This is a genomic window from Wocania arenilitoris, from assembly GCF_021728535.1.
GTDB lineage: Bacteria > Bacteroidota > Bacteroidia > Flavobacteriales > Flavobacteriaceae > Wocania_A > Wocania_A arenilitoris.
Window position 1 is genome coordinate 1 of the sequence record NZ_JAKKDU010000009.1, and the last position, 13,205, is coordinate 13,205.

The window sequence follows — 13,205 nt, forward strand, 5'->3', positions numbered from 1 at the left end:
AAACGAAAATCAAAACATTAAACGACAGAAAAAAACAATATCAAAAATTTAGCTTAAATTAGCATTAAACCCTCTCTTAAATTTTAAACCAAAAAGTTCAAATTTATCTGAAGACTTACAACGTAACCGTAATCTGAAACCGTGTTTTTCAACAAGTAGGCCATAGTACTAAAATTGTACGATTTCTTATCAGTCTGTTTTAAATGATCTGCCATGACCTGAAAAGCCTCTCGACTGTAAAAGTCATCTGCATTAATGATGGCGAAGTTTTCAGTTACGATGTCTTTTGTCATTAAAAGTGCATGCCCCGTACCCCAAGGCTTGGTACGCTCGGGATTTAAAAATCTTTCAGGAACGTTTTCCAGCTCCTGATAAACAAAATCGGCTTCTGCTCGTCCAGAAAGTTTTTTGTTGAAAATGGCTTTAAATTCCTTTTCAAAACTTTTTCTTATTATAAACACGAATTTCCCAAAACCTGCCTGTAGAGCATCATATATAGAAAAATCTATAATTGTATCGCCTTCAGGTGTAAAAGAATCAATCTGTTTTAAACCTCCATAACGGCTTCCCATACCTGCTGCTAATATGACTAGTGTAGGTTTACTTATTTTACTCATTGCTTTATTTTATAATTATTTTATTTATTTAATATTATTTTCCCAAATGAAGTAGGTACATGAAAATCTGGTTCATCTGTTTTTGGATCCACCCATGTAATCCATTCAATCTTAGCTTCACTCTTTAAATCTTCTGCTAGCCTAGTACAATCTCCTCTATAAATACCTACTTCCATCTTATTATCTTTTAATAAGCCTAACATTTTCAAGGATTCTAAACTAAGTATTACGTCTACTCTATATCCATTTTTTATGGTCACTCCTTTTGCAAATAAATGACCATTGGGCCAATTCCAAGAATTATCAAACCTCCTATAGAATTCAGCCTTATAATCTAATACTTTTCCTTTAGGGTCAATTTCTAGACAGAAATATGGATTCATATTTTTATTTTTCCTAAAAAATATTTCTACACGATCGGATTGAGCTACATCTAATTCGCTCTTCATCTTATCATAAATCAATACATTTGAATCTTTAACATCATATCTTAAATATAGATACTTGCCAGTATGAATAGCCTTAAAGCTCATGTCAAAAGGATAATCTTTATTCCAAGGGTTCGAAAAATCATTTAAGCATTGAACAGAATTCCATACGCTATCTGGTATAAAGTCGTTAATAGATTTGACTTTATAACCTATTTTCTCAACTGTATAACTATTATAGTTTAGTGGTTTATTACAACTCAATAGAATAAAAAATAAAAGACTAGTTCCAACACTTAAACATCTAATTTTAATTATCATTTTGTAATTTTGTCTAAAACATACTTTATTAGTTTCTCAACTTCACTTTTGTAATTTGGATTTGCATTTTTATTTAGTCTATTTGCAATGATTAAACAAATAGCAATAGCCTCATGACCCAATAATTTTGACAAACCATACATAGCAGAACTCTCCATTTCATAGTTCGTTATTCTATGGTCTTCATAAAAAAAACTAGACAACTTGTTGTTTATATTTTTCAACTTAGAATTTAACCTTAGTTCTCTCCCTTGTGGAACATAAAATCCAGGAGAAGTAATTGTTATGCCTGAATGAGTTTCTTTACTGTTTAATATATCATATAATTCTTCTGAAGCATCTATAACATATGGAGAAAAAAATAAATGATCTGATCCTAGATGTGTCTTAAAGGTTACGCTATATTCCTTATTTATTATCTTTTCGTTATTTAGATAAAAGTATAATAGGTTATCAAATCCTACAGATTTTTTTGATATCACATAAGAATTTACAATGATATCTTTCTGCAAACTTCCAGATGTTCCTATTCTTATAAAATTTAACTTCTTTCTTTTATTTTTAATCTTTCTGCTTTCAAAATCTATATTCACTAAAGCATCGAGTTCATTCAATATAATATCAATATTACCTATTCCAACTCCTGTTGAGACTACTGTAATTCTTTTGCTATTATATTTGCCTGTAATACTAACATATTCTCTGTTTGATATTTTAAATTCAACATCATTTAAAAAAGATTCGATGACATTAACACGTTTAGGATCACCAACTAAAATGATGGTATCTGCAACTTGTCCTGGTTTTAAATGCAAATGAAAAATACTATCATCTGGATTTAATATTAACTCTGAATCTAATAACATCCTTATTTTGCTTTAATAATTAATGCCATTGAAATATTTCTACAGCCTTCATGGTCAAACTTACCATTGTCTGTTGGGTAATTAACGACACCATTATAGGGATGATCTTTAATCCACATCGTTGAAGAACCTCCTCCGTCTAAATTAAGAGCCTTGTTACATTTAAAGATATCAAATAACAACGTTGTTAATTCTTTAGCACTCATTCCTTTGGCTTGTTCACTTCTACCATCAACTACAACCATAATTAAATGATTATCTTTTGTAAGTCCTATAGCTGTTCTAGGGTGGCGAACTCCCTGATGACGGTTTCTATCTTCATAATGCAATTCATTAAGTTCTTTTTGAGTATAATTACCTTCTACAAAGTACTTTCCTACAGGCACTCCTTCTTGGATTAGAACAGGTGATGAACTCATTACATAAGGTGTATCTGTATGTTCGTATAATGCTTTATTGCCTAGACGAATATCTATCTCGCCTTTTTTGTTTATGGATATAAACCCTTCTGACTTCCAATAAAGAGGGTGTTCTTTAGGGTACTCAATAGTCTGATATATAGAATCGTTTCTTTTAAAAAAACTACCCCATCGTCCTTCTTTATCTCTATCTGGATATGTTCCATTAATAGCAACAAGAGCTCCTTTCCCTTCAATCAGTTTATAAACGGGCTGAAATTTATCTTTTGAATTAACCCAATCTAATTTCACATCTGCTTTGTCTAAATCAATATCAATAACATTTATGGTTTGATTTGAACTAAACAAGGGGTAATATGCTTTCCACTGCTTCCATATAATTCCTTTTTGCAAGGAGGAAGTGCTCCAACCATTGTTTACTTTTAATTCTAGGTTTTTATTTGAATTGCAGGAAGCAATCAAAAAAACTAGAAATAAATAAACATGGATTTTTATTGATTTTAATAACATCTTTTAAAATATTTTAATAGTTATAAATCACAAATTAGCCATTCCCAATTTCCTAGAGGTTTCCCATTTACCTCTAGTAAAATCAGGAAATTTCACAGGAATACTTCCCAGTTCTACTGATATTTTTGATAATGGTCCAACCACTGACCAAGCAACGCCATCATATACATCCATATCTAGAGCCCATCCTTTATTTAAACATTCTATTAATCGGTATGCCATCACAAAATCCATACCTCCATGTCCACCTTTGTGCTTATCTATTTTTTCTTGAAGTTTATTCCAAATAGAATGACGGTGTTTTGCATGCAATTCTTTATATTCAGTTTCATTTAAAAAATGGTGTCCTTTTCCATCTAAAGAAATTTTACTTGGATATCCTTGGTGGTAGGCTTTTGTACCTGCCAACACATTTTTTCTATCATAAGGTCTAGGTGTCACCACATCATGTTGTACTAGAATAGAACGCCCTTTATTCGTCTTTATCAAACTATTATTCATATCGCCATGAGCAAAATCTGTTTTTCCATAAAACTCATTGTCCTTACTTACTGTTTGAGCATATTCTGACAGTGCAGCTTGTGGGCTACTCATTGATACTAAAAAGTCAAATTTATCACCACGTTGAACATCCATGTACTGAGCTACGGGTCCTAAACCATGGGTTGCATATAAATTACCATCTCGTTTTATATGATGCTTCATACGCCAGTTATTGTATGTTGCATTGTTAAAAAGTCCTTTTCTCAAATCATGTACATAAGCAGCTTCTGCATAGGTAAGAGTTCCAAAAACACCGGCTTGCGCCATATTTAACAACCACAATTCTTCATCGCCATAGCATACATTTTCAAGCATCATACAATTGCGTTGGGTGGCTTCTGCAGTATCTACTAATTTCCAACAATCGTCAATTGTGTAAGCAGCAGGAACTTCAACCCCAACATGTTTTCCTTGTTCCATAGCATAAACACTCATGGGTACATGGTCTTCCCATGGTGTTGCTATAATAATTAAATCTAAGTCATCTCTTTTTACCATTTCTTTCCAAATAGTGAGGCTTCCTGTATATGTCTTTGGTTTTTCATTCCCATGCTTTTTTAAATACTCTAAAGAGCGATCTACCATACTTTCACGAACATCACAAATCGCTGTAATCTCAGCCATTTCTGGACACAAGGCATTGAATTGGTATAATAAGCCTAAACCTCTATCTCCACAACCTATTAAACCTATCCTAACTTTTTTAATAGGTGCTACCTTTAAGCCCATTACAGACTTATTTGTTGTGGGTCTTGCCTTTGAAATTTGTTCTACTATATTTTCTTTAGAAACCTCACTACTTAAACCAAAAGCTGAAGCACCTATAAATGCACTTAAATAAGTGCTGTTTCTTAAAAATTTTCTTCTTGAATTATTATTTTCCATTTATTAATATTTTATTATTTTTCTACTAATTCTCCTGCTTCTTGCTTAATTTCTATCTTCTCTATAACGCCACTAAAGGACTCTTCAATAGCTGATCCAAAAAACTTCATTGGGCAAAGCATTTGAATATTTTCACTACCAATTAATTTTCCATCAGCATATAAACTTGTTTCTCCTTTTTTTCCTACAATAGTTATTTCTACTGATTTATTTATAGGCAATTGATAATCAAAAACGAGTATCTTAGGGATAAGTGATGTAAGTGGCGTTACTCCTTCAGATTTATTGGCACGAACAATGCCTATTCCTCTTTTTGTTATTTTTTTATCTCTATCGGTAAAAACATGCTCTAAATTTGCATAAACCGTAGCCCACCTAGAGGATAAAAGAACTTGATTGTCTAAAGATGTAGAGGCTCGTTTTAAAGTCAATTTCAATTTCCATGGATACTCCACATTTTTTGTTTTACTTTTTAATTTCAAAAATGGCTTATGTTCTAAATCAATTAATCTAGCCGACTTATAAAGTATTTTATCTTTTGAAAAACTTCTACTCAAAAATTTAGTTTGTGGAATTTTCATTAAACTGCTCATCACTTTATTAAACTCTTCTATAGAATCATAAGCTTTAGTTCCCCACATTTTTTCAGAAAACACCATCATTGATGGAATGCTCAATCTAGAGATTTCAGAAATAGTGTATCCGCTAGGTCCATAATCATTCCATATATGTAATTTACTACCCAACAACCCTGGGCTTTCTTTTGATAAATTTTGATCCTCATTATGGCTAAAATATTCTGGTGTCCATTTTTCATAAATAAACTTGTTCTTTACTCCATAGTACGGAGCTCCGGGAACAATGTAAGTGAAATAATGACCAGAATTAATAAATTGATACCCATTTTCCGATTTATTTTTTGAGTCATTGGTTTCCCACATATCTATAATAATATCCTTATCTACCTCTGTATGACCTGGCATATGCTCATAGCCAGACCAAATACGTGTTGTTTTGTTATATTTTTTAACTACTTTATTAAAATGGTTAATATATTTTCTAAAAGTTTCTCCTAAATGAATTTTTAAAGAATCGTTTTTAATACTCTTTATCCTATATTCGTCTGTACCCAAATGAAAATCTGGTGCATCAAAATGAGGAATAACTTCATCTAAGATTTCTTCTACAAAAGGGTAAACATCTTTATTGGTAATATCCAGATATTTAGCTGTAAGCCAAGGGCTTTTTAAATCTGGACGGACGTTGGTAAAGGCCAATGAATGACCAGGAGAATCAATCTCAGGCGTTATGGTAATACCATAAGAATGAGCAAAATCTTGTAATTCTCTAATTTCTTTCCAGCTATAATGTCCATCTATTGAAGTTAAACGAGGATATTTATTACTCTCAAGACGATAAGCCCCATAAGTAAGTCCAGAATTATCACTTAAATGTATATGAAACTCGTTCATTTTAACCCAAGCCATAGCTCTTATATAATCTTTTAATTCTTCAATGCTGAAAAATTTTCTAGCTACATCAATAAGGAGCATCCTTTTTTCATATGAAGAATAATCTACAATATATCCGTTAGGAATACTTTTATGATATTTTTTTTGTGAAAAAAGTTGTAATAACGTTCTGGTAGCATATAGCATTCCGTTATAAGAAGCTGCTGTAACGTGAGTCTGCTTACCTAAATTAATCTTATACAAATCTTTTTTTGAAATTTCTTTTATATAATTAATATCAAAATAGATATCTATGGAGGATTTATTAGGTTTGTTCTTAACTTTTAAACCTATATCTTTTAATTCTTCTCGGAATCTTTCTAACAATAATTTTTGATTTGAATTTATATTTTTTGAATAGATTATAGTAATACAATCATAATAAGATTTTGTTAAAGAATCTGTCCATTCTTGTATTGCTGGAACTACGGTTAGAGGTTCTTGAGAATTTATCTGATTGAGCGAGCCTATCAGTATCATTAAAAATATTATTTTTTTCATAAATCTAATTGCATTTTATAATTTATTACTATTCAATAAATACCTATTTAGTTGTAAAAAAATAATTTAATTTTTCTTGAAAATTAGTTCTGTTGTTAATATTTGCCATTACTAATTGACAACTAGGTGTTGGCTTTCCGTTACTTTCATTTATTCTAATTTCCTTTATGTAAAACAGATAAAATTAAATCTAAAAAAAGTTGTACTGCCTAATTAGAGGCTAAAAGAGAAATATGCTTCCAACCATTCTAAAAAGCTTATATCATGTCAACTTAACACTCATTAATAAGCCAATATTCTCCGACAAATAATTAAAAAATAAAAGAAGAAAAGGCTTAAAATATATATCTTAAGCCTTTTAAAAAAAACTAACTCAAACTAACTAAGATTTCAAAATTCAACATTAGTAAAACTATTACACTAAAGTTAATATCCTGGATTTTGATCTAATATATCAGGGCCTACTAAATCAATTTCATGCTGAGGGATTGGCCATAAATAATGCTTAGAAGCATCAAAACTTAGATCTCGAATAAACCTATAATCTCCTGCTGCATCTTTTGCACCCTTCATCTCACCATTTAATACTGTTTCTGCTATTTTCCATCTACGAATATCATTAAGTCTAAAATCTCCATGTTCCATTCCTAATTCAACACGACGTTCTCTTCTAACTATTTCGCGAAGTTCACTTTGACTTGTAGTCGTTATTGCTGGATAATTACCAACACCAGTACGTGTTGTATTATATGCTCTTGCTCTAACATCATTTATTGCATCTAACACGGATTGGTTTATAGAACCACTTTCAATATTAGCCTCGGCAAAGATTAATAACACCTCAGCATAACGCATTAATATAATATCTCTATCATACCTACCCCAACCAGTATAGCCAGCATCTTGAATCAATTTACGAGCATAATATCCAGTATTACTTGCAGCGTCAACACTAGGCCCTGTCAAAGGACTTCCTGATAACATATCTCCTTTTTTAAACACAGCCATATTCAATCTAGGGTCTCGATTATTAAATTCATTGTTCGGGTCAAATATTGATGTTGCATCATTAATGGCTTTCCCATCAGTTGTTTCAAAGGCATCTACAAATGATTGTGCTATTTTCACTGCACCAGTTTCATTTCCAGCAATCACATGGTTATTAGCATATACTCTAGCTAAATAATAATGAAATGTATCAGGATTGTTGTATCTCACTGAAAAAATAACTTCTACATTATCCTCGTTAGGTTTTTGATGTAGATTTAAATAGCCTTCACCAGTTCCATCTTGAAAAAGATCATAACCTAAAGCCATGACATCTTGTGCAGCTGTAGCAGCTTCAGGATAATTTCCTGCGTATAATAATGTACGTGCTTTTAAAGTTAATGCCGCTCCTTTTGTAGCTCTTCCTAAATCTGAAGCTCCATATGATGTAGGCAAATCTTCAGCTGCTTCAGTTAATTCTGATGAAATAAATGCGGTAATTTCTGCTGCTGTAGATCTTGGAACCCCTAACTCATCGGTTCCTAACGGAGTTGTAACAAGTGGCACACCTCCCCAATTATTTCTTAATATTGAATAGTGATAGGCTCTAATAAACCTTGCTTCTGCAATAAATCTAGCACGCAAATTTTCATCCATCTCTGGTCTATCAATATTGGCTAAAAAAACATTACAAATCCTGATACTAGTATATAATTCTTTGTAAATATTTCCTACGTTACTATCTGTAGCCCCTATAGACCCATTTTGAAAACCGTTATAAGTTCCTGTGGCATCATCCGTCATTGTTCCTGCAGCAAAAAGATAGGTGTTCATCGTGCTCCAAACACTTCCTCGTTCTGCAAAAGTAGCGTATGCAGCTGTAAGTGCATCAAAAGCTTCCTTTTCTGTTTTCCAAAATGATACATCTGTTAATTTATCACCAGGAGCTACATCTAAAAAATCGTCATTACAACTTATGACTCCTATAGCTAATAAAGTATATAATATAAATATTTTTTTCATTTTTTTTGTTTTAAAAAGTTACATTAAACCCAAGTAGAAACTGTCTATTTGTTGGATAATTATTATTATTCCAAGCAAAGCCATTACCATGTGCAAATTCAGGATCAATATCCTTTAATTTAGAAATATATAGTAAATTCTCTCCAGATAAATAAATTCTAAATTTATTAACTCCTAAAGAACTTAGAGCCTCTTTTGGTATCGTATAACCTATTTGCATGTTTCTCAACTTAGCAAAATCACCCTTATTAACCCAATACGTACTAGCTTGGTAATTTCTTCCTTGGTTAGCAAAACCTAATCTAGGGAAATCTGCATTCGTGTTTGTTGGTGTCCAAAAATTATCAACCATACTTTGTACTGGTGCTGCATCTCCCCAAAATGGACGTACTGTTGGTCCATTTGTTAATACCTTATGACCTGCAAACCCCTGCCAAGCCATAGAAAAATCGAAATTATTCCAATCAAACCCTAAATTCAGTCCAAAATTATATTTTGGAAAATAGCTTCCTAATGATTTTCTATCATCACTATTCACTTTACCATCAGGCTGCCCTGTTAACTCTCCATTAGCATCACGCCCATTAAAGTCAAGATAACGAACGTCTCCAGCTTTAGGAGTACCACCCAAAGCTGATTGGTCTGGAGCAAAAATTGCCTCCGTATCAGTATTAAACAAACCATCAGCTACATAACCATAAATGTTTTGGATTGGATCTCCCACAGAACGCCCTGGACTATCTGTACCTTTTAAATCTGTTATTTGGTTTTTTACATAGCCAACATTTGCATTTATATAATAATTAAAATTATTATTAATAGCATTTTTGTAGTTTACATTAACTTCCCATCCTTTGTTTTCAACAGATCCTGCATTTAATATCGGAGGCTTTGCTCCTAAAAGATATGACTGATCTAAACCTATTAGAATATCGTCTGTAGTTTTTATAAAATAATCAGCAGTAACAGATAACGAATTGTTAAAGAATCTAGCATCAATACCAAAATTTGTTGTTGTAATCTTTTCCCATAAAATATTAGGATTCCCCAAAGTTGCACTCTCTAGAACACCATTAGTTGAAGAATCACCAAACGAATAATTGTAATTATTTCTTGGACCAAATGTATTTAGAAATTTATAATCTCCTATTTCTTGATTTCCTAATATTCCCCATGATCCTCTTAATAATAAATGACTAATGCTTTCCGATTTAAAAAATTCCTCATTAGAAATTTTCCATCCTCCAGAAAATGAAGGAAAATAATCGAATCTGTTTTCTTTTGTGAATCTAGACGTTCCATCGTATCTTACTATGCCTTCAATAAAGTAAGTATCCTTAAAGTTATAATTAACTCTCCCAAAAACTGATCTTAATGTATATTCAGTAGCATTACCTTTAGTACCATCACTTCCATCAGCAACACCATCTAATTCAGTTAACTCATTACTTGAAGAAAGATTAAACCTACCTGCTTCAACCATAGACCAATTTCTATCTCGCTGTTCAAAACCTAACAACCCTTTTACATTATGATTGTTAAATGATTTATTATAAGTTAAAAGTAAATTAGACGTATAATCTTTAACGGTTTCATTTCTTCTAACTAAATAACCAGAGGCTATATTACTACCATTATAAGTATCAGTTGCAGCATCGTATCTATGCCATTGTACCACGTCTCTTTTTCTATTTTGAAGTCTATTGTCGTTTCTTGCAGAAAATTGACCTCTCACTTTTAAATCTGGAGTTATTTTGAACTCTGCAAAAGCAGTAGTTACGTAGTCTGTGTTTTTATCGACATCAGTCCCTAATGGTAATTCTAAATAAGCTAGCATATTTCTTCGACCAACACCAAATTCTCCCATGTTTTTCCAAAGACCATTTTCAAATTGATCAACTTCTCCAGGAAATTCTCTATATGATTCTGTAATAATTTGACCTACCGATTGAATATTTCCTGTTGTTGTTCCAAAAGACCCTGCCAACTTTAAACCTACATCTAATTTATTAGATACTTTTTGGTTTATATTAACACGATAGTTTTTTCTGTTATAACCAAATGTTTTAATTAAAGAACCTTCATCAAGATAACCAAAAGATAAATTGTATGTTGTTTTATCATTACCGCCAGCTACACTTACATTATGAAAATACTTCAATGGACTACCACTTTCTAACAGTTTTTTAAAGTGATCTATATTGGCGTGTGTTTGAGGACTTGTACCATCTCTAAATTTTGACAAATCATCATCTGTAAACAAAGGAGCTTGTCCATCGTTTATTCTTGCTTCATTATACAATTTAGCATAATTGTACGAGTTAACTCTGTTTGGCACTTTAAAAGCCTCTTGAGTGCCTACACCGCCATGATATTTTACTACAGGAATTCCTTTACGACCATTTTTTGTTGTAATTAAAATAACTCCATTTGCAGCTCTTACACCATATATAGCGGCCGATGCGTCTTTTAATACCGAAACGTTTTCAATATCGTTTACATCTACATCTTGCATATCTCCTTCTATACCATCTACTAAAATTAAGGGGTTGTTTTTAGAAGCGTCGCCTAAAGTCCCAATCCCTCTAATTCTCAATTGTCCTGCGCTCGCACCTGGTCTTCCAGATTGTTGTATAACAGCCAACCCTGGAACTTGTCCTGCCAATAATGTTGACACATTTGGCGCTGGTCTGTTTTCAATATCCTTAATACTTACTGAGGATACCGCCCCTGTTAAATTAACTTTCTTTTGGGTACCATAACCAACAACAACAACCTCGTCTAACAAAGCAGTGTCTTCAACCAATATCACAGAAATATTTGATTGATTATTAACAACAATTTCCTGTGTTGAAAACCCTAAATAAGATACAACAAGTGTGGCATTTTTATTTGTAACTGCAATTGAAAACTTGCCATCAAAATCTGTTTGAACACCATTAGCTGTTCCTTTTTCAAGAATATTTGCTCCTGGTAAGGGCTGCCCATTGCTATCTACTACAATACCAACCACTTGATGTTGTTGTATTTCAGACATCAAAGATTCTGAATAGCTATTATTTGCTTTCATAGTAAATAATATTGCTACTGTAAATAAAGCTGCTAATTTCATTTTTAAATTAACTTCTATTAAAGAGAATAGCCCCCTTTTTTGATATATTTTTCTCATATCTAAATAATTTATATTATTTTATTTTTATGTTATCTACTCTCATTTGAACTCCTTGTCCGCCTCCAGTTCCACTACTACTATAAAAGAAGGCAACATAAGCTTCTCCAGAATACATTGATAAAGATGCTGAAGAGCTTGCATAAACCGTATTATTATTCAACGCATTGTCAATATTTGCATTTAAGGATGTCCAAGTGGCTGAAGTAGGATCTCCTGAGCCATTGTAATCTGTTGAAATCATTGCATCTAATCCAAAACCTGCTGCATCTGACCATTTTGAAAAGTAATCAAAAGTTAATTTGATATCATTGTCAGTAGGTAGTTCTAAAGCTGGTGTAATTAGCCAATCTTTAGATGGCTCATCACCTCCATAAGAATTTACTTCAAAAGCAGAGCCACCATCGAAGTCGCCTACGCAGTGCCAATCTTTATTGCTGGCTTCAGAATAATTTGTCCAAAAATCTGGTAAATCAGGACATGTAGCATCAAAATTTTCTACTAACAAAGGCTCTTTAAGACTTACATTATCTACTCTCATTTGAACACCTTGTCCACCTCCAGTTCCACTGCTAGTATAAACGAAAGCAATAAACAAAGATCTTCCTGAATAAGGAGATAAGGATGTTGTAGAGTTAGCATAAACCGTATTATTATTCAATGCATTATCTATATCAGCATCAATCGATTCCCAAGTGGCAACCGTTGGGTCTCCTAAACCGCTATAATCTGCTGAAATCATTACATCTAATCCAAAACCATCTGCGTCTCCCCATTTGGAAAAATAATCAAAACTTAACTCCGCGATATTCACATCAGATAATTCAAAAGCTGGTGTAATTAGCCAATCTTTAGATGGCTCATCACCTCCATAAGAATTTACCTCAAAAGCAGAGCCTCCATCGAAATCACCTACACAGTGCCAATCTTTATTACTGGTTTCAGAAAAACTTACCCACCCTTCTGGTAAATCAGGGCAAGCGCCATCAAAATCTTCTGAAAAAGATGCAAGTTTAGGAGGCGCTACAGGAGTGCTACTAATTGTTGCTCCTTCTGAATAAACAAAAGGTTCTCTTTCTCCTGCTGCTGAGGAAAGTGTAAAAGTATATTCTTGATCGTTTTCTAATGGTATAATCTCATAAGAGGTTACTTCCCTTCTTAAAAATATAGGATCTGAACCACCAGGAGAATATGTTAGTTTATAACCTACAACATTTTCTTGTTTAGCCCAACTTAAAGTTACTTTTCGGTCTCCTTCAGACGCTTGAAGGTTTGTTGCATTTTCTGGTGAGGCTATTGGTGCAACAACAATATCATCATCTTTATCACATGATATATTATATAGCAATGCAATACATGCTATTAAGGTCAAAGTCTTTTTCATTTTTTTTAGTTTTAGAAATTGTTTTAACATAGTTTATTTTT

Annotated in this window: 9 protein-coding genes; all 9 read right to left on the reverse strand. The window is 32.5% G+C overall.

Annotated features, from left to right (window positions below; translation table 11 throughout):
• Window positions 1-83 precede the first annotated feature (83 nt).
• The gene (locus L3X37_RS08725; RefSeq protein ID WP_237239792.1) at window positions 84-617 is read right to left on the reverse strand and encodes a sugar phosphate nucleotidyltransferase; all 534 of its coding nucleotides are present in this window, start codon (window positions 615-617) and stop codon (window positions 84-86) included.
• Between the two features lie 20 nt (window positions 618-637).
• On the reverse strand, window positions 638-1,366 hold the full coding sequence (locus L3X37_RS08730) for a sugar-binding protein (RefSeq protein WP_237239793.1): 729 nt from the start codon (window positions 1,364-1,366) through the stop codon (window positions 638-640).
• Window positions 1,363-2,232 carry a nucleoside phosphorylase gene (locus tag L3X37_RS08735; RefSeq protein ID WP_237239794.1) on the reverse strand — a complete coding sequence of 290 codons (870 nt, stop codon included), beginning with the start codon at window positions 2,230-2,232 and terminating at the stop codon, window positions 1,363-1,365. The genes L3X37_RS08730 and L3X37_RS08735 overlap by 4 nt, the downstream gene beginning before the upstream one ends.
• 2 nt (window positions 2,233-2,234) lie before the next feature.
• Window positions 2,235-3,161, reverse strand: coding sequence for a phosphodiester glycosidase family protein (locus L3X37_RS08740; protein ID WP_237239795.1), 927 nt, complete (start codon window positions 3,159-3,161; stop codon window positions 2,235-2,237).
• 27 nt (window positions 3,162-3,188) lie between these two features.
• A complete protein-coding gene (locus tag L3X37_RS08745) occupies window positions 3,189-4,589 on the reverse strand; it encodes a Gfo/Idh/MocA family protein (protein WP_237239796.1) in 1,401 nt (466 codons plus the stop codon).
• A gap of 14 nt (window positions 4,590-4,603) precedes the next feature.
• Window positions 4,604-6,601: a beta-N-acetylhexosaminidase gene (locus tag L3X37_RS08750; RefSeq protein WP_237239797.1), complete on the reverse strand. Its 1,998-nt coding sequence runs from the start codon at window positions 6,599-6,601 to the stop codon at window positions 4,604-4,606.
• A 426-nt stretch (window positions 6,602-7,027) separates the two neighbouring features.
• Entirely contained in the window at window positions 7,028-8,611 is a 1,584-nt protein-coding gene (locus tag L3X37_RS08755; protein WP_237239798.1) for a RagB/SusD family nutrient uptake outer membrane protein, read from the reverse strand.
• Between the two features lie 10 nt (window positions 8,612-8,621).
• Window positions 8,622-11,780: a SusC/RagA family TonB-linked outer membrane protein gene (locus L3X37_RS08760; RefSeq protein ID WP_237239799.1), complete on the reverse strand. Its 3,159-nt coding sequence runs from the start codon at window positions 11,778-11,780 to the stop codon at window positions 8,622-8,624.
• Between the two features lie 16 nt (window positions 11,781-11,796).
• Window positions 11,797-13,164 carry a choice-of-anchor J domain-containing protein gene (locus tag L3X37_RS08765; RefSeq protein WP_237239800.1) on the reverse strand — a complete coding sequence of 456 codons (1,368 nt, stop codon included), beginning with the start codon at window positions 13,162-13,164 and terminating at the stop codon, window positions 11,797-11,799.
• Between the last annotated feature and the right edge of the window lie 41 nt (window positions 13,165-13,205).